Annotated in this window: 19 protein-coding genes; 11 read left to right on the top strand and 8 right to left on the bottom strand. The window is 42.2% G+C overall.

The features are described 5' to 3' along the window. Nucleotides 1–82: 82 nt before the first annotated feature. Nucleotides 83–1153 carry a dihydroorotase gene (pyrC, locus tag JMX82_RS08385; protein WP_201540188.1) on the bottom strand — a complete coding sequence of 357 codons (1071 nt, stop codon included), beginning with the start codon at nucleotides 1151–1153 and terminating at the stop codon, nucleotides 83–85. Nucleotides 1154–1480: 327 nt separating this feature from the next. Between pyrC and JMX82_RS08380 the strand changes: the two genes are divergently transcribed. After that, nucleotides 1481–2719, top strand: a complete 1239-nt coding sequence (locus JMX82_RS08380) for an argininosuccinate synthase (protein WP_201540187.1) — start codon at nucleotides 1481–1483, stop codon at nucleotides 2717–2719. Nucleotides 2720–2865: 146 nt separating this feature from the next. On the opposite strand, the gene JMX82_RS08375 is transcribed toward JMX82_RS08380, so the two are convergent. Then, on the bottom strand, nucleotides 2866–4164 hold the full coding sequence (locus JMX82_RS08375; RefSeq protein WP_201540186.1) for a hypothetical protein: 1299 nt from the start codon (nucleotides 4162–4164) through the stop codon (nucleotides 2866–2868). A 146-nt stretch (nucleotides 4165–4310) separates the two neighbouring features. Between JMX82_RS08375 and JMX82_RS08370 the strand changes: the two genes are divergently transcribed. Beyond that, complete coding sequence (locus JMX82_RS08370) at nucleotides 4311–4850, top strand: L,D-transpeptidase (RefSeq protein ID WP_201540185.1); 540 nt, start codon at nucleotides 4311–4313, stop codon at nucleotides 4848–4850. A 214-nt stretch (nucleotides 4851–5064) separates the two neighbouring features. Beyond that, complete coding sequence (locus JMX82_RS08365) at nucleotides 5065–5679, top strand: nitroreductase family protein (RefSeq protein ID WP_201540184.1); 615 nt, start codon at nucleotides 5065–5067, stop codon at nucleotides 5677–5679. 441 nt (nucleotides 5680–6120) lie between these two features. Here the strand turns inward: JMX82_RS08365 and JMX82_RS08360 are convergent, their stop codons facing one another. Beyond that, nucleotides 6121–7830 carry a CYTH and CHAD domain-containing protein gene (locus JMX82_RS08360; protein ID WP_201540183.1) on the bottom strand — a complete coding sequence of 570 codons (1710 nt, stop codon included), beginning with the start codon at nucleotides 7828–7830 and terminating at the stop codon, nucleotides 6121–6123. Between the two features lie 251 nt (nucleotides 7831–8081). Between JMX82_RS08360 and JMX82_RS08355 the strand changes: the two genes are divergently transcribed. Continuing rightward, nucleotides 8082–9317, top strand: a complete 1236-nt coding sequence (locus tag JMX82_RS08355) for a DUF4349 domain-containing protein (protein WP_201540182.1) — start codon at nucleotides 8082–8084, stop codon at nucleotides 9315–9317. A gap of 137 nt (nucleotides 9318–9454) precedes the next feature. On the opposite strand, the gene JMX82_RS08350 is transcribed toward JMX82_RS08355, so the two are convergent. Then, the gene (locus JMX82_RS08350) at nucleotides 9455–11041 is read right to left on the bottom strand and encodes an isocitrate lyase (RefSeq protein ID WP_045444527.1); all 1587 of its coding nucleotides are present in this window, start codon (nucleotides 11039–11041) and stop codon (nucleotides 9455–9457) included. A gap of 690 nt (nucleotides 11042–11731) precedes the next feature. Here JMX82_RS08350 and JMX82_RS08345 point away from each other — a divergent pair. Beyond that, nucleotides 11732–12721 carry a LysR family transcriptional regulator gene (locus JMX82_RS08345; RefSeq protein WP_045444529.1) on the top strand — a complete coding sequence of 330 codons (990 nt, stop codon included), beginning with the start codon at nucleotides 11732–11734 and terminating at the stop codon, nucleotides 12719–12721. A 401-nt stretch (nucleotides 12722–13122) separates the two neighbouring features. Continuing rightward, nucleotides 13123–14505, top strand: coding sequence for an NAD-dependent succinate-semialdehyde dehydrogenase (locus JMX82_RS08340; RefSeq protein WP_201540181.1), 1383 nt, complete (start codon nucleotides 13123–13125; stop codon nucleotides 14503–14505). A gap of 150 nt (nucleotides 14506–14655) precedes the next feature. On the opposite strand, the gene purN is transcribed toward JMX82_RS08340, so the two are convergent. Together purN and purM are read right to left on the bottom strand one after the other, a co-directional pair. Further along, nucleotides 14656–15363, bottom strand: a complete 708-nt coding sequence (gene purN, locus JMX82_RS08335; protein ID WP_201540180.1) for a phosphoribosylglycinamide formyltransferase — start codon at nucleotides 15361–15363, stop codon at nucleotides 14656–14658. Then, a complete protein-coding gene (purM, locus tag JMX82_RS08330) occupies nucleotides 15363–16412 on the bottom strand; it encodes a phosphoribosylformylglycinamidine cyclo-ligase (RefSeq protein ID WP_201540179.1) in 1050 nt (349 codons plus the stop codon). The genes purN and purM overlap by 1 nt, the downstream gene beginning before the upstream one ends. Before the next feature lie 342 nt (nucleotides 16413–16754). On the opposite strand from purM, the gene JMX82_RS08325 reads away from it, so the two are divergent. The 3 genes from JMX82_RS08325 (at nucleotide 16755) to JMX82_RS08315 (ending at nucleotide 19762) form a co-directional block, all read left to right on the top strand. Further along, nucleotides 16755–17861 (top strand): AI-2E family transporter, encoded by a 1107-nt coding sequence (locus tag JMX82_RS08325; protein WP_201540178.1) that lies wholly within the window; start codon nucleotides 16755–16757, stop codon nucleotides 17859–17861. A gap of 332 nt (nucleotides 17862–18193) precedes the next feature. Then, a complete protein-coding gene (gene hda, locus JMX82_RS08320) occupies nucleotides 18194–18997 on the top strand; it encodes a DnaA regulatory inactivator Hda (protein ID WP_060491634.1) in 804 nt (267 codons plus the stop codon). 75 nt (nucleotides 18998–19072) lie between these two features. Continuing rightward, nucleotides 19073–19762, top strand: a complete 690-nt coding sequence (locus JMX82_RS08315; RefSeq protein WP_201540177.1) for a DUF2057 family protein — start codon at nucleotides 19073–19075, stop codon at nucleotides 19760–19762. Between the two features lie 267 nt (nucleotides 19763–20029). On the opposite strand, the gene JMX82_RS08310 is transcribed toward JMX82_RS08315, so the two are convergent. Both JMX82_RS08310 and JMX82_RS08305 read right to left on the bottom strand, forming a co-directional pair. After that, nucleotides 20030–20506 carry a Dps family protein gene (locus JMX82_RS08310; RefSeq protein ID WP_045453127.1) on the bottom strand — a complete coding sequence of 159 codons (477 nt, stop codon included), beginning with the start codon at nucleotides 20504–20506 and terminating at the stop codon, nucleotides 20030–20032. Between the two features lie 390 nt (nucleotides 20507–20896). Then, on the bottom strand, nucleotides 20897–21556 hold the full coding sequence (locus JMX82_RS08305) for a YcxB family protein (protein ID WP_201540176.1): 660 nt from the start codon (nucleotides 21554–21556) through the stop codon (nucleotides 20897–20899). Between the two features lie 433 nt (nucleotides 21557–21989). On the opposite strand from JMX82_RS08305, the gene serS reads away from it, so the two are divergent. Both serS and tkt read left to right on the top strand, forming a co-directional pair. Further along, nucleotides 21990–23276: a serine--tRNA ligase gene (gene serS / locus JMX82_RS08300; protein WP_201540175.1), complete on the top strand. Its 1287-nt coding sequence runs from the start codon at nucleotides 21990–21992 to the stop codon at nucleotides 23274–23276. Nucleotides 23277–23557: 281 nt separating this feature from the next. Continuing rightward, a complete protein-coding gene (gene tkt / locus JMX82_RS08295; RefSeq protein ID WP_201540174.1) occupies nucleotides 23558–25555 on the top strand; it encodes a transketolase in 1998 nt (665 codons plus the stop codon). Nucleotides 25556–26015 lie beyond the last annotated feature (460 nt).

Raw genomic sequence — 26015 nt, 5'->3', positions numbered from 1 at the left:
GCTGGTTAGCAGATGTCATTCTTATCATAGGGTTAAACTTCTCAAGTTAAAATAGAATACAGATGGTTTTGCTTAGTGCGTTTTATGCTTTGATAGACCAAGGCAGTGTCTCGCCTGCCATAAGCGGGGTCAATGATGAGCCATCAAAGTAAGGGTAGGCTGCTGGCACTTGCATAGGTGTATTGACAAGCGTAATCGTGCTTTCATTGACTGGCAATCCATAGAACTGAGCCCCAAAACGACTGGCAAAGCCTTCTAACTTGTCTATTTTTCCCACGCTATCGAAAGCGGTGGCATACAATGGCAAGGCAGTTGCGGCACTATAGCAGCCAGCACAGCCACAAGCGGCTTCTTTTTTATCCGTCGCATGCGGGGCTGAATCCGTGCCTAAGAAAAACTTGGGATTGCCACTGGTTGCCACGTCTAATAATACTCTTTGATGGCTTTCACGCTTTAAAATAGGCAAGCAATAAAAATGCGGTTTGATACCGCCAACCAATAGATGATTGCGGTTAAACATTAAATGCTGCGGAGTGATAGTGGCGGCAATGTGATTGCCTTGTGCTAAGACAAAATCAGCGGCATCACTGGTAGTAATATGCTCGACGACAATCTTTAATGTAGGGAATTTGACAATGATTTGCGCCAACACTTCGTCTAAAAAGCGCTTCTCGCGGTCGAAGATATCCACATGATCTTGCGTCACTTCGCCATGTATCAATAGTGGTAGGTTGTACTTTTCTAATGCTTCAAAAACATCGACACAGGCGTTAATATTGGTGACACCATCAGCCGAATTGGTAGTCGCGCCAGCAGGATAAAGCTTGACCGCTTGGACGATACCTGATTTTGCTGCCATCTCGATATCTTGGGCAGTGGTTTTGTCAGTGAGATATAAAGTCATACGTGGATCGAATGCAGTTTTGCGCTCAGCACTCAGCTCACTGGCTACTAAGTGCGCCATGATACGGTCGCGATAGGCATGCGCATCGTCAGTGTTCTTAACAGGAGGCACTAAGTTTGGCATACATATGACACGGTTAAAGCTGTTTGCTGCGTGCGATACAGTAGTGCTCAATGCTTTGCCATCACGCAAATGGATATGCCAATCGTCTGGCTGAAGGATGGTCAACTCTCTAATCGAATCAGTCATAATGTCGTCGCGCTCTATATCGTCATATACGGAAATAAAAGGAAGGGATACTGTACCGCTATCATAACAGATTTGCCTACTTGACTAAATATGCGGCTAAATATCTGTACATAATAGATGGGTTGTTTTTTAATTTGCGGCAGTCAACTGTCAACTATATGTGAATAATTGAAATCTATCGACCCAAAATTTAAATCAAAAGCTTATGCCATGGGGCAGTTGCACTTTTGCCTATAGTAAATATGATGTACACTGAGCAAGTAATTTATCTTTTGATTGAATATTAGCGCTTTTCCTAACACTAAATGCTCACAATAGGAGTTCTTCATGGCTCAACTTGATCCAAAAAATATTAATAAAATCGTCTTGGCCTATTCAGGTGGTCTTGATACCTCCATCATCGCTAAATGGCTGCAAGAGACTTATGATGCAGAAGTGATTACCTTTACTGCTGATATCGGTCAAGGCGAAGAAGTTGAGCCGGCACGCGCTAAAGCTGAAGCTATGGGCATCAAACATATCCATATTGAAGACTTACGTGAAGAGTTCGCCCGTGATTATGTATTCCCGATGTTCCGCGCTAACGCTATCTATGAAGGCGAGTATCTGCTAGGGACTTCTATCGCCCGTCCGTTAATTGCCAAGCGCTTGGTTGAAATTGCTAAAGAACACAATGCCGATGCGATCAGTCATGGCGCGACTGGTAAAGGGAATGACCAAGTCCGTTTTGAGCTTGGCGCGGTTGCTTTATCGCCTGACGTGGTCACCATTGCCCCTTGGCGTGAGTGGGACTTGTCTAGCCGTGAGAGCTTGATGGAATATGCTAAAGAGCATAACATTGCGATTGATTATGCGGGCAATAAGAAAAAATCTCCGTACTCAATGGACGCCAACTTACTACACATCTCTTATGAAGGCGGTATTTTAGAAGACCCTTACGCCGAAGCAGAAGACGATATGTGGCGCTGGTCAGTCAGCCCAGAAGAAGCGCCTGACCAAGCACAATATCTAGAACTAGAATACAAAAAAGGCGACATCGTTGCCATCGATGGTGAAGCACTTAAGCCGTATGAAGTCATGATTAAGTTAAATGAGATTGGCGGTCAGCATGGTATCGGACGCCTAGATATCGTAGAAAACCGTTATGTTGGCATGAAATCACGTGGCTGCTACGAGACGCCAGCGGGTACGATTATGCTAAAAGCGCATCGCGGCATTGAGTCGTTAACGCTTGACCGTGAAGCGGCACATCTAAAAGATGAGCTAATGCCACGCTACGCAAAAATCATTTATAACGGTTATTGGTTCAGCCCTGAGCGTATGATGCTACAGGCCTTGATTGACAAATCACAAGAATATGTCAATGGTACTGTACGTCTAAAGCTGTACAAAGGCAGCGTCAGCGTTGTTGGTCGTAAGTCAGATGATTCGTTATTTGACGAAAAAATCGCGACTTTTGAAGATGATGCTGGTGCTTATGATCAGAAAGACGCAGAAGGCTTTATCCGTCTGAACGGTTTACGTCTGGCGATTGAAGCCAGCCGTGGTCGTGATTTATCAAAGTAAGTATGCTTTGCTAGATAAAGCATGAATAAGATACATGAATAAAAAAAGGCGCTATATGAATAGCGCCTTTTTTTTGTGGATTTTTTGAAGATTTGTTCGATGATTTTTTGCTAATTAAGAGGTTCTGTATTCAGAGCTTTTATTTATCATTGAGCCGCTTTTGTTTCTTTGTCATCAGGCTCCTCATCGTCAACCATGACGATAGCCACATCCTGCTGTTGACGTTCTTCGATAATATCTTGTTCTATGACTTCTTCTGTCGCCAGTAACACACCGTCAGATTTTTGGCTTTGATACTTGAGCGTTGCAAGCCCGCCAAGCACCCCGATCACAGCAATAATAATCAGGATAACCGGATTTTTCCAGAGGGGTATTGATGCCTCGTATTCAATGGGCTTTTCGCTGGTGGTGGTCGGTGTATTGTCGTTATTACCACCAATTAAACCCAAGCTTACCAAAGGTGGTTTGGGTGCGCTGGCAGGTTCGGAGGTAATACGTAGGCGATTACGACTGAGATAGATATCTGAGATTTTGGCGAGCTGTAATAGCCAGCGTTGGTGTGGCAAGGCAATGGCTTGCATTTCTGTAAAGACTAGCATGTCGTTATGACGACCTTGCTGCAAGTTATCAGGTGAGCGTCCAATGGCTTTTAAATAATTGCCAGTTGCCAACTGCATATCTTGCACAGGCTGTTGATTTTCAGGCTTGAATGTCGTCAACTCATGCCAGTAAGGATTGAACGCTGGTGGGGTGTCAGCGAGCTGCTCTGCACTTAATAAGGCACGTTCTGTATGAGGATTGTTGTCGGATTCGTCTGCTGCTTTTGTTTTTACTGCCGAGTCTGAATTGACCTCTGATGCTGCGACTAGACTGTTATCTTCATTTACCTCATTCAATTTAACAGAGACAGACGCTGGCTTATTGATGGCAAAGCGAGCAGCTGATAAAAACTGTGGCTGTAAAGCGAACCACTTATCCATCTCATTGCTATCAAGTTGGCTATAGTCGGCTAAAATAGCCAGCTCACGTAAGACAATCACGCATAGAGATGTGAGGAGTATCTGTACTTGCTGCGTTGTTGCGTCAATCTGCTGAGCAATATAGTCACTCGCTTTAATCACGCGAGCATTATCATAAAATATCGCATCCGCCGCTTCATGGCGATGATATAACGTCGCATTGATAGTCGAAAAATTCATCGAATTATATTGGCGTAGCTCTTTGACAGCGCCGCGACTAAATAGCTTTTTGCTCACAGCTTGTCCGTCATTGTGCTGCTGGTAAGCAAGCAAGGCACTGATAATGGCCTGCAAACTGGCATCCATTGCCAATCGAGCTTGTGGTAATGAAAGCTTGGCGGCATCGGCCAATAAAGATACCATTGGCTTGGTATCTTGATAGAGAAAATCATACATCGACACACGTGTCGGTGAAATAGTCGTCATAATCTGCTAGCATCAAAAAGTGTGTCCCTATATTACGGTGCCAAAAGCCTTGATACAATCCCTTAATAATAGAAAAAATAAATCCACTTACTTATCACGCGGTCAATAATGATATCTATTGGGTAAATGACTGTTGGAAACATTCTATGAAGAATAACGAAAGCTATAACGAGAAAAATAACGAAAGTTCTGATGTGCAGTTGGTGGTTAACATTGCTAAGCAAACATTAACGCTCTACCAGCATAATAGAGAATTGGCTCAATATACGGTGTCTACTGCTAAAAATGGCATTGGCAGTCAACAAGATAGCGGCTGCACACCTCTTGGCAAACACTTTATCGCCAAAAAAATTGGCGCAAATGAACCCATGAATGCCGTGTTCATCGGACGCGTTCCTACAGGCGAAATATATAGTGCAGAGCTTGGCAAACAACATTCTGAGCGTGATTGGATATTAAGCCGTATTCTTTGGCTAAGTGGTGTGGAAGAGGGCTTTAATAAAGGCAGTAATAGTCAAGGTGGCTGTGATACTTATCAGCGTTATATCTACATTCATGGTACGCCAGACAGTGAACCGATGGGCGCGCCACTCTCGCACGGCTGCGTACGTATGCGTAATGAGGATATTATTGAATTGTTCGACCAAATTGCAGAGGGCATATCGGTGACGATTGTTGCTAATTAACCATTTTTAGCCCATTTAGGTACTTTCGTTCAGGCTCAGGACATGCCCTAAGTAAAACAGAATAATGTTATAGAGTGATTAGTAAAATAAACTTTATAGAGTCTAGATATTATTTAGTATATTGATATAATAGCTTGCTTATGAATGATCGACGAGCCATACTAAACATGGCTCGTTTGACCTATATTTTATGATAATTATAAGGATAATATCGATGTCTAAAGAAAGCCTAGTTACTTTACAACAAGCTTTTGATGAACGCCGGTCAATATATGCTTTGGGCAATGAGCTGCCAGTAGAGCCACAAGCAATTGTCAATATGGCAGAGCGGGTTTTATTACATACCCCTTCTGCTTTTAATTCACAATCTTCGCGCTTGGTCATACTGTTTGGTGCCGAGCACCAGAAATTATGGGATATGGCTGAAGAAAAACTGCGTGCAGCCGTCGGCGATGGCGACTTTTCTGGGACTAAGCAAAAGTTAAACGGCTTCCGTGCAGCAGCGGGTACAGTGCTGTTTTATGAAGATAAAAACGTGACTCAATCGCTGCAAGAGCAGTTTGCGTTATATGCAGACAGATTCCCAGTTTGGGCTCAGCAAACCTCGGCCATGCATCAATATGCCATGTGGACAGAGCTACGTACTTTAAATGTTGGTGCCAACCTACAGCACTACAATCCGCTTGTGGATGAAGACGCAGCTAAGGCTTTTGCTATCCCAGATAGTTGGGAATTGGTTGCGCAAATGCCGTTCGGTAACATTGTTGAGCCTGCTGGCGAGAAAACCTATCAGCCAGTTAGCGAGCGTATGAAAGTGTTGGGTTTATAAAATACTTAAGCCTATAAACACGCTAGATGTAGAAAGCGGATAGTAATTTTTGAATTACGTTTAACTAAGTTGAAGTATTACGTTTTTCAAATGGTTGAGTTTAAGCATCCAATCAAAAAAAAGCACCTCAAAGCAAGCGCTTAAAAAAAGACAGCCCATATAAAGTGAGCTGTCTTTTTTATTCTAAGCTTAGTTTATTTTAAACTTGGTTCATGCTGCTATAGTCGATTCAATTTAAAAGTAGTACAAGGCAACCGAGTGTAGATGTATATTATAGTCAATCCTATATAAATCAGATACGGTGTCAGGCTCGCTTAGTCTACTATTTGTAGTACTTTCGCTTGCCTTCCTTGTATCCAAATTATATTGAACCGACTATAAATACTTCAAGCGAGGCTAACGCTGTAATGCTTTTATAGTGGAATGACTATAAGAGCATTTTCACCGCAATACTGAGCTGTCTGTCACTTTCGCCAAGCGTTTTTCTGTGCGCTTAAGGTCTCTCACTAGCATGGCGGCAAACCAACCAGCGCCATATAGGGCATTGCTATCTGTCTCTGATTTCAACTGATAGCGCTGTTGATACATTATATGATTGCGGTATTGAGTCAAAGCTGTTTGCGCTTTTACCAAACGTTTTAGCCAGCGTTTGCTTTCATTTTTGGCTTTTTTCTTTTTTGACTTTTTTTTATCTAATAATGGCGTAGCAAACTCACTGATATAAAGTAAGGTGGTTAACTGCTCATGCAGCTCATGCTCTGCATTATTATCGTCTAGATCAATATTTTCTATAATATTTTCTATATCGTCACTTTTTGACTCTACGTTTTCTAAGTCACTATCGTCTAAGTCAACACTTTGTAAATCGTCATCTTCCAAATCATTGCTTTCTATATTAATGTTATCTGAGCCAACGTCTTTTTTACTCTGTAGCTCTTGTACTGCTTTGTCAAGCTTTGCCTGCTGTTTGGATAAGGTTTTTGCCAGTTTATCGATGGCGAGTTGATCAGCTTGCGGTTCAAGGCTTGGGTCGCTCATGGTAAAGGCGATCAGCTCAAGTAAAGTCAGCTGAAAATCGTTGGCACAGATGGCATCCTTGGGAGTAATCTTCAGCGCATCGATATCTGTTGCCCAATCGACTGTAGGTGCACCATGCTGCTGTAAGTTAGGCTCTATATGTGAGGCAAGGTGGGCAAGCTCTCGATATTCATTCAATAACATGGCTGTTTGTTGTAGTATCGGCAGCCAGTCTGGATTGATTTCGTCAGAATAGCTGACAAATGCTTGTAGGGCAGCTTGCAAGCGGACAATACCAATGTATAGTTGTAATGCATGGTCGTCCTCTTCGCTGCCAGCGACGATAGCGCTGCTATTGGGCAGTATTTGCAACAGACAGTTATGTACCGCTGCGCGCACAAAGGCAGGCATGCTGATTTTTTTATCTATATTTAGCTGGTCAAGGTCAGCGTGGGCAGCTGGACTATGCTGCTGTTCTGTGATGAGTAAACCACCGCGCTCAGCTTTTGTCACCGTAGACAAACAAAGCTTGTAGCGCTTACACCAAGTTTTGGCGGTTGCAAATAAAAAATCGATATCTCCTGATACCAGCTCAAATTCAATCTCTTGAATAGCATCACGCTGAGTATCATCATTACCGTGAATAATTTCTCCATAATCGTACGCAATCTCGACATGGTTATTCGCATCATTGTCACCATCACTACCACTATCATCCACTAGCAATCGTGTGGTGCGCTCTACATCGGTCACATATAACCGTGTGAGATTTTTAGCCAGTTTTTTTAGCTTAAATTCAGCCAGAGCAGGGGCGACAGAGGTGTTTTTATAAATGGTTAAATCAGGCATGAGCGTATTATTATCGAGCATCGCTTGTACTTGTTCATTATCCAGTACCGCATTATGCTCTAGGCGTGCTGCAATGCCATCGCCGCCCGCTTTGATGGTCTGTACCCAAGCATCGCCTTCTTTACGGATACGCAAGCCAATGCCTGCCTCTGAAAGCTGTTGGTCTGGGGTATCATAATAATGGGCAGCCAGTTGTGTCACCTCAGAAGACTTGACTCGTGCTTGGCGCATCAAACCTTTCAGTCGCGACTCTGGTACCAAAAACTTTAGCTCTATCTCTTGCATGATGGCTCCCGATTATTTTAATAAATTTGAATGACTACCATCGTATGAAAGCTATCGGCGAATAACAAGCAAAATTTTTTCTATAAATAATCTGAGCCAATATTAGAGATATACTTTTAGTAAGTAATCATTATAATTAACGTTAATTATTAAACAAAAGTAGGATAAAGGTGGTTGGCTTTATAATAAAAGCTAAAATATTTTTATCCAATATGTTTACCATATCTCATAAAATGCCGGATTATAAAATAATGACGCAATGCAATCAAAAGAAGTATGACATTCAGCAGTCTCATGCAATATTACTGCCTAAAGCCTTGTTTCCATCAGTTTTATGTCTACCAATAATGCTTGGGTCTATGTTATTGATAGGCGGCTGCGATAGCTCTTCTGAATATGCAGAAAGCAGCGCAGATCTGACAGCAGTGGCAACCGAAGAAGTTGCAGACGCTACAGAAGGGGAGATGGTCGGCATTATGTCAGATGTGGCAGTCGATAACGCATCCGATGGCTTAGAGGTTGCAAACCTATCGAGCACTAGTGAACAGACCCTTGGTAGTCAGGCAGCAGACATTAAAATTGCGGGCAAAGCGCTATTGATAACTGCCAGTGCTGATTTTAAAGTTGAAGATGTCGTCAAAACTAGTGATGCTATTGAGAGTTTGACACGGCAACAAGCTGGTTATGTGGCACTTAGCAATATTAGTAATCATCCACGTGATAGTCGAACCTTTGTACAAGGCAATAAAAATATCACGATTACAACCTACACTCGTCAAGCTGACATGACGGTTCGTATTCCTCGCGCCAATGTCAGTAAGTTCCTAGCGCAATTACAACAGCAAGTCGCATTTTTAAATGGGCAGCAGTTTAGTGCTCAAGATGTGACATTAGATATTTATCGTGAACAGCTAGCGAGCCAGCTAAATAGTGATATGGCAAGCGAGCTTAGCCAAGAACGCCTGAGTAGTAAAAATGATAAAGACCAAGGCAGCAATGTTGATGCTATTACCGCGACTTATGCGGCACGTCGTCAGCAAGAGCTTGCCAAGCTTGAGCAACTTGCTATCGCTGATAAAGTTCAATATAGCACCATTAACCTGACCTTTATGCAGCCAGATATCAGTTATAAAGAAACCACACAAAATCTGGATGTGCTATTAGATGCTGAGCAACCAAGTTTTAGTAGTCAAGTGGGTCAAGCATTTAAAGATGGCTGGGAGATACTTAGATCAGTAGCGCTTGGATTGATACAACTGTGGTGGCTGCTTGTACTTGGCGGTATTTTTTATCTAATTTATAGAATGATAAAAGCAATCTATCGTAAATTTTTTAAACATGATCCCCGTATAAAAAATATGAAGCGTGAGCTGATGGGTGAAAATTCAAAAAGTCATAATTCAGTCGGTATACAGAGCAGTCAGATAGAGGATAACATTAACAATATGAAAGAGACTGATAATAAGGATAATAATCACTCAAATTAAGAATTAACAAGCTCACAATGCTCAAAATCTTACAATAATAGAGTGCAAATAAGCAGACATAAAAAAGCCGCCCTACAAGATAGGACGGCTTTCTCTATAACTGGTGCTTACGAGATGTACTTATAAGTGGTCGGTGATTAGAACTGGTTCATCGTGTTCTTGCCGCCGCCAGCTTTAAGGGCGTTTTCACCTGAGAAGATCTCTTTGTGATCATCACCAAGGTCAGAACCAGCCATTGCTTGATGCTTCACACAAGCGATGCCTTCACGGATTTCTTTACGTTGCACGCCAGCAGCATAAGCAAGCATACCATCTTCACCGAAGTAGCCTTTAGCAAGCTCATGCACGCTAAGCGCAGTGGTGTGATAAGTAGGTAGCGTGATTAAGTGATGGAATACACCTGCTTCACGTGACGCATCACGTTGGAAGTTTCTAGCCGCTTCGTCAGCTGCGGTATCAAGTTCAGTACCATCGTAATCCGCACTCATCAAGTCATCTTTATTGTAGGCAGATAGGTCTTTGCCTTCTTCTTCCCACTGAGCGATGATTTGCTTACGGAAGTTCAGTGTCCAGTTGAACGATGGGCTGTTATTGTATACAAGCTTAGCTTTTGGCTGTTGCTCTTTAATACGATCAACCATCATTTTGATGTGTGCGACGTCTGGAGTCGGTGTTTCGATCCATAGTAGATCCGCGCCATTTTCTAGAGCCGTTACACAGTCAAGTACGACACGGTCGATGTTCGTTTCTTCACGGAATTGATATAGACCATTTTGAAGACGAACTGGACGTACTAGTTTGCCGTTATGCTTAAGCAAGCTGTCGTTCTCTTTGGCGTTTTCTAGCGTGACTTCTTCCATCTCGATAAAATCAATGTACTGAGAAGCAAGATCGCCTGGCTCATTTGATACTGGGATTTTTTGCGTTAGTGACGCGCCTTCAGAGTCAGTACGAGCAACGATAACGCCGTCTTCAACACCAAGCTCTAAGAAAGCATAACGAATAGCGTTGATTTTTGCTATATAGTCTTCATGCGGTACAGTGACTTTACCCGCTTGGTGACCACATTGTTTCGCGTCAGATACTTGGTTTTCAACCTGAATAGCACAAGCACCAGCTTCAATCATTTGCTTAGTTAGCAAGTAAGTGGCTTCTTCGTTACCGAAACCTGCATCGATGTCAGCAATGATTGGCACAACATGTGAATCAAAGTTTTCGATTTTTTCTAGGATGGCTGAGGTATCTTGACCCGCTTCTTCTGCAGCGTTTAGCTCACGGAAGTAGTCGTTCAATACTTTAGCATCAGCTTGACGTAAGAAGGTGTAGATTTCTTCGATTAGCTTAGGTACAGAGGTTTTTTCATGCATAGACTGGTCAGGAAGAGGACCAAACTCAGAGCGAAGGGCTGCAACCATCCAACCTGATAGATAGATGTAAGTTTTAGACGTAGTACCGAAATATTTTTTCTTAGCGTACATGGTTTGTTGAGCCACAAAACCATGCCATGCACCTAAAGACTGCGTGTACTGAGACGTATCATTGTCATAGTCTTCCATGTCTTGACGCATGATTTTTGCAGTATATTTGGCGATATCTAAGCCCGTTTTAAAACGGTTTTGTGACATCATACGTGCCGCATCGGTTTCGCTGATATTCTGCCAGTTACCGTGCTTTTGCTTTAATTCACGTACTAAGTCGATCGCTGATTTATATGCAGTTGACATCTATGTCTCCTTGGGGTGGTGAAAATTAGTTACTTAGAAAATTACAAGTATTGAGGTAATTTTGATATATGTAGAAAGATGCTGGCAGAAGTAAAAATCTAAAATATAAACCTTGTGCGTTAGCAATCTCTACTAAACTATAAGAAAATTATGATAAAAGCAAATAAAACCTGTCGAATTGGTCAGCTTTTATTATTGGGTCTTTTGTTTTAGGTTAAATGCGCTTTTTTATAAGCCTTTTTTGACTGTTAAAGTGCTTATTGCCCTAAAAAGTGCCAACTACTAATTCAAGCTTAAAAATAAATGAGAGCAAAAAATTAAGTTTGCGTAATAAATGTTATGTCCGTATTTCCGCATGAAAATGCGATAAAATACCTGTGGTAGTCAATCCATCAAAACGCACGGCGACTACCTAACATTAAACAAGGACTGATTAAGCGCTTGCTAGCCACTATAACTAGGTTGCCTTGATTTATCTAGTTTATGATTATTATCTTGGGTATTTAATTTTATGATAGTACATATAAAACAATGACTTATGATGAATGATTTCAGTTATAATAAGCGTATATCAAAATAATTAATATAAAATTGTCCTTATTTCATGCTGTGATAGATGATTTATACTAAATAACAGGGCAAAAAACGCCGCGTTTGTAGTGGTATTTATTTTAAGGTAAAGAGACATATATGAATTTGCAGCGGGTAGATTTAAATTTATTGGTACATCTAGATGTGTTGTTACGAGAAAAAAACGTCACTCGTGCAGCTGAGCAGCTTGGCATTACCCAACCTGCCATGAGTAATATTTTGCGCCGGCTACGTAAGCTATTTAATGATCCATTGCTGGTACGCTCATCCGAAGGCATGACGCCGACTGAACGCGCTTTGGAGTTGCAACCTCGTATCCGTGAAATACTGGCGGATTTGACACAAGTATTAGAGCCACGCACAGAATTTCGTCCTTATAGTACCTCGCGCGTTTTTCGCATCATGACCTCAGACTATGCTGAAGCGACACTGGTACCAAAATTGGTCAAAGCATTGCGTTCAGAGGCACCAAATGTCATCTTAGATTTCTTAACGCCATCGGACGTCTCATATCGTGATATGGAGCAGGGGCGAGTGGATTTAGCGATCAACCGCTTTAATGAAATTCCGCAAAGCTTCCACCAAGTTTTGGTCTGGCGTGATACCTTTAGCTGCCTATTGTCCTCTGACAGTCCTTATGCTCATCGCTTTAATCTAAAAAATTATCTTAAGGCGCAGCACGTTTGGGTCTCTAAAACGGGTATGGGTGTGGGATTTGGTGTCAATCCAGAAAAATCTGGTGGCCTAGGTTCAATTGATCAAGCACTGCAACGTTTAGGTCAAAAACGTCAAATCAGTGTTTTTACCCGCCACTATCAAATGCCAGCCATGCTTGCAGCCAATAAAGATTTGGTTGCAACTTTGCCTACGCGTGTAGCAAAAATGCAGGCTAATAACGACAGTATCATGATGGTCGAGCCACCATTTTTTATCCCTGAATTTGAGCTAACAATGGCGTGGTCGCCTTTGTTGCAGCATCATCCCGCCCATCGTTGGTTGCGTCAGCTTATCATGCATGTGGCTCGTCAAATTGTTGACGAAGAAGAAAATCCACCCCAAGAAATTCCTGTGATGAATCATTTGTTTTAAGCCATTTATTTTTGGTTATCAATTGCTTATTTATTAAACCAGCCCAAGCGCTGGTTTTTTATTGGCGTAATTTTACTGAAAAATCTCGTCCAAGATTTTGACCTAATAAATCGGTCAGTCACATTCTTAACATCTTACGAACACTTCTTTATAACTTGTAAAACTACTCGTTGTACATTTTGCTATGATGAATTTTCTTTAAGAAAAAAGATAAATACATAGCCTATTGTTAAGTTATACGACAGTATCGAATTTCATAAAATCGTTGATGAAGTTGTTCAATTTAACCAGATATGTTTATAAAAATGACCACTCTTGGTTTATTTGTTTCTAAGTTTTCAGATATTGAAGCGATCAATTTTCAAACCAATAAAATAGTTTAATAAATAAGGATGATAATCATGGCAGATATTACTACTATAAACCCAGCAACGGGTGAAGCGATCAAAGAATATAATTACATGAGTAATGATGAGGTGAACAAGATTGTTGAATCCTCGCACCAAGCATTTACTGAGTGGCGTAAAACCAGCCATGAAGCGCGTGCAAAAGTCATCAATTCTATCGGTGAGACATTGCTCAAGTATAAAGAAGAGTTGTCTAAACTCATGACTGAGGAGCGTGGTAAGCTCTATAGTCAGAGTTTGCAAGAAATAGATTTGTGTAAAGCAATTTGCGACTATACCGCAGAAAAAGGGGTGGCTGCACTTGCTGACGATGAACGTGATATTGAAGGCTTGAAGAAAGGTATTGTGACCTATCAGCCTATCGGTGTCATTTATGGAATGCAGCCATGGAACTTTCCTGCTTACCAAGTATTCCGTTATACCATCGCAAATTTGATGGCAGGTAATAGTATTTTACTCAAGCACGCGTCAAACGTGACTGGTTCAGGCTTGTTAATCGAAAAAATCTTCCATGAGTCAGAGTTACCAAACGACTTGTTCCGTACGATTTTAATCGATCACGACCAATCAGAAGCATTAATCGGTCATGACAAAGTGCGCGGTGTCACACTGACAGGTAGCGACGGCGCTGGTAGCATTGTGGGTCAGCAAGCAGCAAAAGCTATTAAAAAAGTGGTGCTAGAATTAGGCTCAAACGATGCCTTTATTGTCTTAGAAGATGCTGATGTAGAGTTAGCGGTAGAAACTTGTACCCAAGCGCGTCTCATTAATAATGGTGAAACTTGTGTCGCTGCTAAGCGCTTTATCGTCGTTGATAGCTTATACGATGATTTTCGTGAACGCATTGTCAAAAAATTTGCAGATGCTAAATTTGGCGATCCGATGGATGATGGCTCTGATCTTGGTCCGTTAGCCCGCAAAGATTTACAAGAAAAATTGCATGAGCAAGTAGAAGACAGTGTGGCAAAAGGCGCAACAATTGCTGTTGGTGGTCAATTGCCAGAAGGTAAAGGCAGTTTTTATCCAGCTACTATCTTGGAGAATGTCGAAAAAGGACAACCTGCCTATGATGACGAGTTATTTGGTCCTGTCGCCTCATTAATACGAGCCAAAGACCAAGATGATGCATTACGCATTGCCAATGACAGTCGCTACGGTTTGGGCGGTGCTATCTTCTCTAAAGACGAAGACAAAGCCATTCGCCTAGCGCGTGAAGAGTTTGATACGGGTATGGTCTACATCAATGGTTACGGTCTTGCAAATCCAGCGTTGCCATTTGGTGGAGTGAAGAACTCAGGTCATGGTCGCGAGCATGGCGGTTTTGGTATCAAAGAATTTGTAAATATTAAAGGGCTACATGTTCATAAAAGTCAATAATAGCTGACGTCTTCGGGATTAATATGCTTTAGAATATTTTAAAGGTAGCTATTAGAAAGCCCAGTCATTCATTGAGTGACTGGGCTTTTTTATGCAAAGAGTTTAAGTGTGACAGTTGGTGCCTGATAATTTGTGACTGTCGCTATTTACTCAGTCGTTCAAATATAGTTTTAACGGTAGCGTTGGTAAAGACATACTTTGTTGATTGGATGCTTGAGCATGATCTAGCGAGAGTGCGCCTTTGGCCAATAATAAAATCGTCCAAGGGAGCAATTGATGCTCAAGCTTTTGCACGCGTGCTTGCAAACTATCGGCAGTGTCTTGTTGATGTATCTCTAACAGCGCTTGGGTCAAAACAGTACCCGCGTCGAGCTCAGCGGTGACGACATGAATACTACAGCCATGATGTCGCTCACCTGCTTGTATCGCACGCTGATGGGTATCAAGGCCTTTATAGACAGGTAGCAAAGAGGGATGCAAATTAATCATCGGCGCTGGTGCATTATCGATAAAATCTGCACTCAAGATACGCATAAACCCTGCCAAGACAATTAAGTCAGGCTGCCATGCGCTTAATTGCTCGCTGGCATGAGTCTCAAAAGTCTTGATTCCCATGCGTTTGCCGCTAGCAACATGTGACAATACTGCCACTGGAATGTCAGCGTCTTTTGCACGGGTGATGGCATAAGCATCCTCACGGTTACTAATGACGCCAACAATCTCAATTGGCAGTGCGCCAGCTTGCATGGCATCGATTAATACTTGCAAGTTGCTACCACTACCAGATACTAAGACAGCAATGCGCAAAGGCTTACTGTCTTGGCGTGTATTGGTTGATATTAACGATATTTCTGACATTAACGGTACACCACAGCATCCGCTTCACGCTTCACCATTTCGCCTAATTTCCACGCTTTTTCACCAGCCTCATTTAAAGTGCTAATGGCCGCATCTGCTTTATCTTTAGGCACGACAATGACAAAACCAACGCCGCAGTTAAAGGTGCGGTACATCTCGCTTTGTTCAATATTTCCTTGGGTTTGTAACCAAGTGAATAGCTCTGAGAACTGCCAGCTAGCCGTATCAATACTAGCAGCTAAATTCTCTGGTAATACACGTGGTAAATTATCGGTTAAGCCGCCACCGGTGATGTGTGACATTGCATGCAGCGCTGAGCTACCAAAAGTATCTTGTAGCGCTTTAATCGCTTTAACATAGATGCGAGTAGGAGCCATTAACGCGTCTTGGATAGGCTGACCGTCTAATTGCTCATCGCTAGTAGTCACATCAATGCCGCTGACTTCGATGACTTTACGCACCAATGAATAACCGTTTGAGTGTGCACCACTTGAGGCAAGAGCGATCAATACATCGCCTTCCGCGACATTTTCGCCAGTGATGACTTCCGCTTCTTCAACCACACCGACACAAAAGCCTGCCAAGTCATAATCGTCGTCTTGATACATACCTGGCATCTCAGCCGTTTCGCCGCCGATCAGAGCACAGTTTGATAGCTTACAGCCTTCACCAATACCAGTGACCACAGTCGCTGCTACATCAATATCAAGCTTGCCAGTTGCATAATAGTCTAAGAAAAATAAAGGCTCTGCACCGCAAACCAATAAATCGTTGACGCACATGGCGACTAAATCAATGCCGATAGTGTCATGACGATTCAGCTGTAACGCCAGCTTGAGCTTAGTACCGACGCCGTCAGTGCCCGACACGAGTAGAGGAGAGGTGTAACCAGTTGGTATACGACAAAGCGCTCCAAAGCCGCCAAGTCCGCCCACAACCTCAGGGCGAGAGGTGGCTTTTGCCACTGATTTAATACGTTGTACCAACGCATCGCCAGCATCAATATCAACACCAGCATCTTTGTAGCTTAAAGAAGGCTTGTTACTCATGGTCATCTCACAAATTTTATAGGGAATGAAGGTCTGTCAGTAGAAAATCGAGTTGGTCGTGTTAATTCTGAATATAGTGCGCGCATTATACCCAAAAATGACCCTTACTCGCAAAGCAACTTGCGGATATTTGGCGGATATTTCACGAAGACTGACTTTAAGTGGTAAATAAAAAGTTAAGAAACAAAAAATGACGGATTTTTTGCTGTACTCTGCGATAATGGAACGCTAAATTTATTGTCGATAACAGTTCGCTATTACACCGTTATTGTACGATAAGACGTATCATTTCTTTCAATTATACTTCCATCTTAAATCAGCCTAATCATAGGATTCCTTGTCATGATGAACCAACCAATAGATCCTTTTTTTCGGCGCTTATTTATTGTCGTTGCGATGGTGGTGGGTATATTGTTACTGTATTTGATGATGCCAGTCATTATACCGTTTGTCTTTGCTTTCGTATTGGCTTACTTGTTCAATCCGCTGGTCAAACGCTTATCGAAGTATATCAAACGCTGGATGGCGATTATCATTGTCTACTCCACCATCACTTTAGGAATGGTGCTACTGCTTTGGTGGTTGATACCGACCTTGTGGCATCAGTTGCAAGCGGCGTGGGAGTATCTGCCTAAGGTCTTAACTTGGTATAATGAAGTCGTACGCGAATGGTTCGTTAACAACAGTCGTATCAATCTGCCAGAGTTGGAGTCTAAAGGGTTTTCTGAGACATTGGTTGAATACATGCAGACCAATTATAAGTTTGAAGATGCCAGTACCATGATGAACCAAATATTGGTGTCGAGCATGAACTTCATCAATAATGCTGGACTCATTGTGCTAGTACCGATTTTAACCTTTTATTTTTTGTTCAATTGGGATCAGCGTCTGCAGACATGGAAGCTGGCGATTCCCGCTGCGTATAGCAAAAAAGTCATTCAAATTGCTCGAGAGTGTGACCTTGCATTGATGGCATTTATCAAAGGTCAGCTATTGGTGATGGTATTATTGGGTGCGATTTATGCAGTGCAATTACAGCTTATTGGGCTTGAGCTTGGGCTGATTATTGGTATGGTTGCCGGTATTGCTAGCTTTGTTCCTTATTTGGGTTTTGGCATTGGTTTTATCGCTGCCATTATCGCCTGCCTGTTCCAGTTTGGGCTAAATTGGACGTATTTGTCGCTGATCGTCGGAGCGTTTTTAGTTGGGCAAGCCGCAGAAGGTTATATTCTACAGCCGTTACTATTGGGTGATAAGATAGGTCTATCGCCGCTTTGGGTGATTTTTGCCGTATTGGCAGGCGCAAGCTTATTGGGTTTTGTTGGTATGCTAATTGCTTTGCCTGTCTCTGCCGTGCTTAATGTACTGTTTCGCCATTTATACATCTACTATCGTTCGACAGATTTTTATAAAGGTCGTAAGCAATTGGCTTTGTTTGAGAAGAGGTAAGTATTTTATCGTTACATTGATAGAATCATGGGGGATTAATAGTGAATGGTGTGAGAGATAAACAGCGATGGATAAGGCTTAATAGGTAAAAGACTTGTCAGTCATTTTGCAAATATGTTATATATAGGCGCAGTATTGACAGTATCAGCCGTTATCCAGTTGGTCGTTAACAAGATGACTTTTGATTAGGTGATTCTCAGATATATTCCTGATTAAAATAACGAGATGCTAACGCAGCAAGTTTATATCAGGTAGTATAAGAGCATCTCAAAAACAGTTATTAATAATTTATCCTTTTATTTATTGCATTACGCAAAACGAGTTGATGATTCATGGCAGAAGCACAGCTAAGTCTCAATCTGGACATTAAGCATGATGCAAGTCTAAGTGACTTCGCCGGTCCTGGTTGGATGTCGATTATTGATGCAGTGCGGCAACTACATGTCGGCCTGATCGGTCAGCTGTACCTATTTGGCAGTCCTGCTACGGGCAAGTCGCACTTATTATCCGCTATCTGTGAGTCATTTATTGAGATGGACAAGTCAGCGATTTGTTTGTCACTCAATGAGTTGATTCATACCGATGTGCACGTCCTCTCCTCTCTAGAAAACTTCGATCTAATCGCGATCGATGATCTAGAGGTGCTGGAGCAAAGCAGTCAATGGCAAGAAGCCTTATTTCATTTGATTAATCGCAGTCGTGAAGGTCAGCGTCAATTGTTGTTTGCAGCCAATAAGCCTGCTGGTGATTTGCCCTTTCAATTGAGGGATTTACTGACTCGTTTGGCACAAGCACCTACGTTTAAAGTACCCAATGGTCATGACTTAGCTGACCGTCAGGCGTTATTACAATCTATCTTGCGTCGACGTGGTTGGCAGTTTGATGATCGAATTATTGATTATTTGCTTACTGAAGGACCACATCGCATCGGTGCGATGATGGAAGTACTCAATTATATTCAGCCGATGTTTTCGAACCTTGGGCGTAGCAATATATCCAAAGCAGTCATCACTGACGCATTGCGTACCATTGATGAGCAGACACTAGCAGCAGAGCTTGCTGATATTGCGCAAGAGACACAAGTAGATAACGATTCAGCGGAACAAGATCAACATACGATGCCACTCGATTTTTAGCATTAAAAACTAAAGTCTTTTATCCAAAGCGCTTTTACTATTGCCAAAACGTTTTCACTATTAATGGAATCACTTATGAAATCCAATGTTTCTTTGCTAAAAAAACTGACCATCAGCACGTTGCTTATTGGTGCAGGCTCTGTCTCTATGCTGTCGCATGCCGAAGTAACGCTACTGGTTGATGACCATATCAAAGTCACGGCTATCAATGGGCAAGAAGTGCAGCAGAGCGCTTTTCAACCATTGACTAAAAAGTTCACGCTTCAGCCGGGTCAACATGTGATTACTGCGAAGTATGATCGCTTATACGATTTGCGCCGTGATGAGCATGATTATTTGCGTTCGGGTAATGTGAGCGTGACGGCAGAATTGGCGGACAATCAAACCTATCGTCTGACCATGCCGAATCAGCCAGAAGAGTATGCAGCAGCTAAAGAATATGCCAAGCGTCCGATACTGGCAGTACAGAAAAACAATACTGTGATTGCAAGTCAGCAAGGTATCGCTGGTAATCAAGGTGGATTGTTATCAGGCTTAGGCAAGGCGTTCGGCGGTGTGTTTGGCGGAGCAGGTGATGCAGAGCTACAGAATCAGCGTGCGATTGCCGCATTAGATCAACCAAATGTGAATACGGGTACGGTAGCGACTACTAAGCAAACCACTAGCGTTAATTCATCTGCTAATACCTTAGATCAATTTATGCAAATTTGGTTACAATCCACGCCTGCTGAGCGCGAAAAAATGCGTCAATGGATGCAAAAGTAAGGTTTCATTAGCAATAGCAAGTACAAAAAAAGCACCTAAAGTAGGTGCTTTTTTATGATCTAGATTTTAGGGCGTGTCCTCAATTCAATCAATTACTCTCTAAATGGGCTAAAAATGGCTAAATTTTGTTAAACATCGTCAAATAGCTTATCAATATCTCGATATTAACAGCGCTATCTTCCTTGTTTAACTGCAATTTATCTCATTTTTATCACCATTTTTAAAATGAGGACACGCCCTAGTGATGTACTGTTTTTTTAGCAATGATTAACCCAAAAAGGCGTTATACATCCAGATGAGCTTTTCTTGCTCTTGTACATAGGCATCTACGAGGTCAGCTGTCCCTTGATCTTCGCTGTCTGCTGCTAGAGCAGATACTTTACGCTGCTCTGTAATCAAAGCTTGTAAACCAGTTACCACGCCTTTCACACAAGCATTGCCATCTTTGACGTTTTTATCTTCTTGAATGCTAGTATGCTGAGTAAAATCGCTATAAGCATGCAGCGGTGTGCCGCCCAAAGTTAAGATACGTTCAGCAATTTCATCAATTTGTAATTGTAGCGCGGTATACAATTCTTCAAACTTTGGATGCAAAGTGAAAAAATGCTCACCTTTTACATTCCAGTGATAGCCACGGACGTTTAAATAAAATACGTGATAAGTTGATAATAAATTGTTTAGTTGTGCAATGACTTCGCTCATGTCAGCTTTTTCTAGACCGATTTGATTAGTAGCGTTACTCATAATATTATCCTTATAGTTTGAGTGTTGAGATAAAACATTAAATGAAGAAGATGAGAAGTGTAGCAACTCGTGTGCTGCATTACTATGCTCTTTAATATATTAACGCTTTTCAGCCTTAAAAAGTAACAATCTTAGAAAATAGTATGATAAAACTGCCATATAGAATGGCGTCAGCTTAAGCTAAAATCATAACTATACATTCATGTAATTTAGAGCAATTATCACCTTTCTTCTGATAGCTATTATAATAGCAGAGCACCATCGATAAGTTAATTTCAATAAATTTATAATTATGATTGGTTTTGTAAAAAGTGTTTTTTATTGCTCATTTCTTTATTGCTCATTTCTTTATCGCTCATATAATAAGTGATAAAGAAGTCTTCTACTATTTTATGCTGGCGGCTGTAAGTTTTCAGGGTTTAAGCCTTTAACGGGGATAACTTCTTGCAAATGCTGACGTACCGTATCGATCGGAAACTTCTGTGCTTCTAAGCGCTTTGGCACAATTTGGCTGCCTTGTTGATCTTTCATCTCAAACATCATAAAGATATAGTCGTCCGTCTCATCCCAGCTTTTGACAGCTGACCATGGAATGACGGCTTGCTGGGTCGTGCCTGCTCGCATTTGCATACCGCGCATTTGGTTGTTATTAAATGTGTCAGGCTGATTCACTGGCATCGCCATGACGAGGCCATGCTTTTGTACGCCCAATTTCATCTGACGCATCTCGTCTGGCATCTCTTGATCGGCCACTTGCTTGTCAAACTCTCTTTTCACATACCATTTAAAGCCAAGGGTACGAACCAGTAAATAAATGACGACTGAAACTAGCATCAGCCAAAAGATAATGGTTGAGTAGCCTGTCACAAAAACCAACCCTGCGATCGCTAGTACCACGGTTACCGCCATAATGATCCATTCTTTCATTTTGATACTTTTTAGACCGAAAGAAGGGCTAGCACTGGCAAATAGCTCGTATTGTGCTTGGTGAAATTCTGCCTCAGTTAGGTTTAAGGCGACAGGTTGTAGCGTATAGGGGTACAAGGCCATAAAGGTTTCTCAAATACTTGTATTGAAAGTGTTGGGTTTAAATCGACAAAACGTAGCAGCTACGTCGTACTTGGCTAGAAGTCGAATAAAAGGTATGCGCTTATCTTACCGAAAAGTACCCCTAAATGAAACATATAAGCCGCTCTGTTCGTTGATAGAAGTGATATTAATGGTTTTAATAAAGATGGGCGAGGCTTATTGAGATAAGCTGAACTTTAAGAGACGCATTTAAAGCAAATATAACTGGCTACGGATAATGAAAGTAATAAATGAAAATTCAATCAGCAGAGGTCAAAACATGGTCAAATCTGCTGTGTCTTGGTATTATAGCGGCTATCACTTATTTTGATAAAAACAGTACCTTTAAAAACAGTATCTTTAAAAATAACACTTTCGAACCTCTTCCTCACTTCTAGCGTTACAGGCAACTATTATGATTGATCCAAAACTCTTACGCGGCGATTTAAGCGATTTACAACAGCAACTGGCCACTCGTGGCTATGCACTTGACATAGATTTTTGGCAAATGGTTGAGTCAGAACGTAAATCTTTGCAGATCAAAACCGAAGAGTTGCAGTCGAGCCGTAATGCGGGTGCTAAGCAAGTGGGTGCTTTGAAAAAATCAGGCGAAGATGCCAGTGAGCTATTGGCTGAGATGCAGAATGTCAGCGGTGAGATTAAAACAGCCGAAGACGAGCTGCGCACTCTACAAGAGCGTATTAACAAAGCTGCTATGCAAATTCCAAATATTCCAGCAGCCGATGTGCCAGTGGGTACGTCAGAAGATGATAACGTAGAAGTACGCAAGTGGGGCACGCCTCGTACGTTTGATTTTGAGATTCAAGATCACACTTATATTGGCGAGACACTTGGCATGCTGGACTTTGAAGCCGCGACCAAGCTGACTGGTAGCCGCTTTAATGTGCTAAAAGGACAGTTGGCGCAAATGCATCGCGCGTTGATTCAATTTATGCTCAATACCCATACCATGAAGTACGGCTATCTTGAGACCTATGTGCCTTATATTGTGAATTCAGATAGCCTCAAAGGTACGGGGCAGCTGCCAAAGTTTGAAGATGATTTATTTAAGCTAAAAAACCATACTAATAACGAAGATATGGACTTTTATCTCATTCCTACTGCTGAAGTGCCAATGACCAATTTGGTACGTGGCGAGCGTTTGGACATCAGTGAATTACCGCTTAAGTTTACCGCGCATACGCCTTGTTTCCGTAGTGAGGCGGGCTCTCATGGGCGTGATACTCGTGGTCTGATCCGTCAGCATCAGTTTGAAAAAGTTGAGATGGTCAATATTGCCACGGCTGAGCAGTCTGATGAGTTGTTAGAAGCAATGACTGGTCAAGCCGAATATATCTTGCAGCAACTTAATCTGCCATACCGCACTGTGCAGTTATGTACAGGTGATATGGGCTTTGCCGCGCAAAAGACTTATGATATCGAAGTATGGTTACCGAGCCAAGATACCTATCGTGAAATCTCAAGCTGCTCTAACTGTGGTGACTTCCAAGCGCGCCGTATGGGAACACGTGTCAAAGATGGCAAACAAACCAGCTTAGCACACACGCTAAATGGTTCAGGCTTGGCAGTGGGTCGTACACTATTGGCAGTGATGGAAAATCATCAAAACGCTGATGGTAGCATCACCATTCCAGAAGTGTTGCGTCCGTTTATGGGCGGTGCTGAGACTATTTCAGTTTAATAAATGATCTGTAGGTAATGAGCTGCTTGCCGTTTAGGTCGCTCGCCGCTTGTTACTTATCACTTAAATCAAAACCTATCACTGCTTATGGTTTAACAAAACTGATGTGAGTCATTGCTAAATATAAACGGTCTTGTCACCGCATTCTTAGCTAGCCCTATAGCAAATATGTTAATATTGCACTTTGATTTTATAGTCTATAACTTAGGGACGCATTTGTCGTCCTTATGCTTATACTCCTTTGAGTAAACTCTCCTCTTAGCCCAATACTAGGACACTCTATGCCAGCTCCAATTAGCGAACGTAAATTAGCCAATGCCATCCGTGTACTGTCGTTTGATGCGGTTCAAAAAGCCAACTCTGGACATCCAGGCGCGCCAATGGGTATGGCCGATATTGCTGAAGTTCTGTGGCGCAAGTTTTTGAAGCACAATCCTGCTGACCCGCAGTGGCACAACCGTGATCGCTTTGTATTATCGAACGGTCATGGCTCGATGCTTATTTACTCATTGCTGCATTTATCTGGTTATGACGTCAGCGTTGATGATCTGAAAGGTTTCCGTCAATTGCATTCTAAAACCCCAGGTCACCCTGAGCTTGGTTATACGCCAGGTATCGAAACCACGACTGGTCCACTAGGACAAGGTATTGCCAATGCCGTTGGTTTTGCTATCGCTGAAAAAACCTTAGCCGCACAGTTCAATCGTGATGGCCACAACATCGTTGACCACAATACCTATGCATTCTTAGGCGATGGTTGCTTGATGGAAGGTATCAGTCATGAAGTTTGCTCATTGGCTGGCACGTTAGGTCTTGGTAAGCTTGTCTTCTTCTATGATGACAATGGTATCTCAATCGACGGTAATGTCGAAGGCTGGTTCACAGATGATACGCAAGCGCGCTTTGAGTCATACGGCTGGCAAGTTATCAAAGTAGATGGTCATGATGCGGATGCGATCACGCAGGCAACTGAACAAGCGCTAAAAGAGACTACTAAACCAAGTCTTCTGATTTGTAAAACCACAATCGGCGCGGGTAGCCCGAACAAACAAGGCTTAGCAGCCAGTCATGGCGCACCACTAGGTGATGACGAAATCGCCTTGACTCGTGATGCATTGTCTTGGAAGCATGCCCCATTCGAATTAGCTGATGAAATCTATGAAGCGTGGGATGCTAAAGCCAAAGGCGACGTACAGCAAAAGAACTGGGAAGCTGACTTTGACGCGTATAAAAAAGCCTATCCTGAACTGGCGTCTGAATTGTTACGCCGTCTAAATGGTGATTTGCCTGCTGACTTTGATAACCAAGCACAAGCCTATATTCAGCAAACGCAAGAAGCGGGCGGTGATATTGCCAGCCGTAAAGCCAGTCAAAACGCCATCAATACCTTACAGCCATTATTACCAGAATTATTAGGTGGTTCAGCAGATCTAGCTGGCTCAAACCTAACGCTATTCAAAGGCGCTAAAGGTATCGAAAAAGACGCTGATGGTAACTATATCTATTATGGCGTGCGCGAGTTCGGTATGACCGCGATTGCCAATGGTATCGCATTGCATGGCGGCTTTATCCCTTACGTAGCAACGTTCCTCATGTTTATGGAATACGCACGTAACGCGGTACGCATGGGCGCACTAATGAAGCAGCGCGTCATCCATGTCTATACGCATGACTCTATCGGTCTGGGTGAAGATGGCCCAACGCATCAGCCAGTTGAGCAATTGACTAGCCTACGTACTACGCCAAACCTACGCACATGGCGTCCGTGTGATGCGACTGAATCTGCAAGCGCTTGGGTAGAAGCAATCAAGTCAGAAAACAACCCGTCAGCGTTAATCTTTAGCCGTCAAAGCTTGCCGCATCAAGCCCGTGATAGCGAGCAAGTAGCCAACATCACGAAAGGTGGTTATGTACTGGCAAAAGAACAAGGTGAGCTAAAAGCCATCATCATCGCGACTGGTTCAGAAGTTGGCCTAGCGATGGAAGCGTACGAGACATTGAGCGCAAATGGTGTTGGCGTACGTGTGGTATCTATGCCATGTGCAGAAATCTTTGTAGAGCAAGATGCTAGCTACCGTGAAGCGGTATTGCCTGCCAATATCCGTGCTCGTGTAGCAGTCGAAGCCGCGCATGTAGATTACTGGTATAAGTTCGTTGGTCTAGATGGCAAAGTCATTGGCATGACGACTTATGGCGAATCTGCCCCTGCAGATCAGTTATACAAAGAGTTTGGTATTACAACTGATGCTGTGGTTGAAGCGGTAAATAGTTTGGTGTAATAAATCTAACTTAGTTAGCGTTTAAACATAAAAAAAGAGCTACTGGAGAAATCTGGTAGCTCTTTTTTTATGATCACAACATTAACTAACAGCCTAACTCATTAGATTCTATATAAAGTTTCTAATAAAAAATAATAGTTATGAACTTCTTGAACGTTGACCAGCAGGTACACATCCCCAACCAATCATAATTTCGCCTATAGTTACCCAATCATTAAGTATATCTTGATCCACACTTAATCTACGTAAATTGGATTGTTGCATTTTCTCAATAGAATGCTTTAATATCTTATCACCAAACCCAATGATTTTTGGACAAGAATTACAACCATAACATTCTTTATCTTGTAAACAACTTTTTGAGGAAAAAATAGTTTTTTTGGCTAGGGACTGTATAGAATTGAGAAAGCATTGAAAAAAATAAGCAACGCCTTACTCTAATGTTTACCACAACAAAGAA

Source organism: Psychrobacter sp. 1044, from assembly GCF_904846525.1.
Classification (GTDB): Bacteria; Pseudomonadota; Gammaproteobacteria; order Pseudomonadales; family Moraxellaceae; genus Psychrobacter.
The sequence above is the reverse complement of the archived record's forward strand: the minus strand, read 5'-3'. Positions and strand labels throughout refer to the sequence as shown.

Coding starts and splice junctions, on each gene's coding strand:
- pyrC (WP_201540188.1), bottom strand. CDS start 1,153: ATGACTGATTCGATTAGAGAGTTGACCATCCTTCAGCCAGACGATTGG.
- JMX82_RS08380 (WP_201540187.1), top strand. CDS start 1,481: ATGGCTCAACTTGATCCAAAAAATATTAATAAAATCGTCTTGGCCTAT.
- JMX82_RS08375 (WP_201540186.1), bottom strand. CDS start 4,164: ATGACGACTATTTCACCGACACGTGTGTCGATGTATGATTTTCTCTAT.
- JMX82_RS08370 (WP_201540185.1), top strand. CDS start 4,311: ATGAAGAATAACGAAAGCTATAACGAGAAAAATAACGAAAGTTCTGAT.
- JMX82_RS08365 (WP_201540184.1), top strand. CDS start 5,065: ATGTCTAAAGAAAGCCTAGTTACTTTACAACAAGCTTTTGATGAACGC.
- JMX82_RS08360 (WP_201540183.1), bottom strand. CDS start 7,830: ATGCAAGAGATAGAGCTAAAGTTTTTGGTACCAGAGTCGCGACTGAAA.
- JMX82_RS08355 (WP_201540182.1), top strand. CDS start 8,082: ATGACGCAATGCAATCAAAAGAAGTATGACATTCAGCAGTCTCATGCA.
- JMX82_RS08350 (WP_045444527.1), bottom strand. CDS start 11,041: ATGTCAACTGCATATAAATCAGCGATCGACTTAGTACGTGAATTAAAG.
- JMX82_RS08345 (WP_045444529.1), top strand. CDS start 11,732: ATGAATTTGCAGCGGGTAGATTTAAATTTATTGGTACATCTAGATGTG.
- JMX82_RS08340 (WP_201540181.1), top strand. CDS start 13,123: ATGGCAGATATTACTACTATAAACCCAGCAACGGGTGAAGCGATCAAA.
- purN (WP_201540180.1), bottom strand. CDS start 15,363: ATGTCAGAAATATCGTTAATATCAACCAATACACGCCAAGACAGTAAG.
- purM (WP_201540179.1), bottom strand. CDS start 16,412: ATGAGTAACAAGCCTTCTTTAAGCTACAAAGATGCTGGTGTTGATATT.
- JMX82_RS08325 (WP_201540178.1), top strand. CDS start 16,755: ATGATGAACCAACCAATAGATCCTTTTTTTCGGCGCTTATTTATTGTC.
- hda (WP_060491634.1), top strand. CDS start 18,194: ATGGCAGAAGCACAGCTAAGTCTCAATCTGGACATTAAGCATGATGCA.
- JMX82_RS08315 (WP_201540177.1), top strand. CDS start 19,073: ATGAAATCCAATGTTTCTTTGCTAAAAAAACTGACCATCAGCACGTTG.
- JMX82_RS08310 (WP_045453127.1), bottom strand. CDS start 20,506: ATGAGTAACGCTACTAATCAAATCGGTCTAGAAAAAGCTGACATGAGC.
- JMX82_RS08305 (WP_201540176.1), bottom strand. CDS start 21,556: ATGGCCTTGTACCCCTATACGCTACAACCTGTCGCCTTAAACCTAACT.
- serS (WP_201540175.1), top strand. CDS start 21,990: ATGATTGATCCAAAACTCTTACGCGGCGATTTAAGCGATTTACAACAG.
- tkt (WP_201540174.1), top strand. CDS start 23,558: ATGCCAGCTCCAATTAGCGAACGTAAATTAGCCAATGCCATCCGTGTA.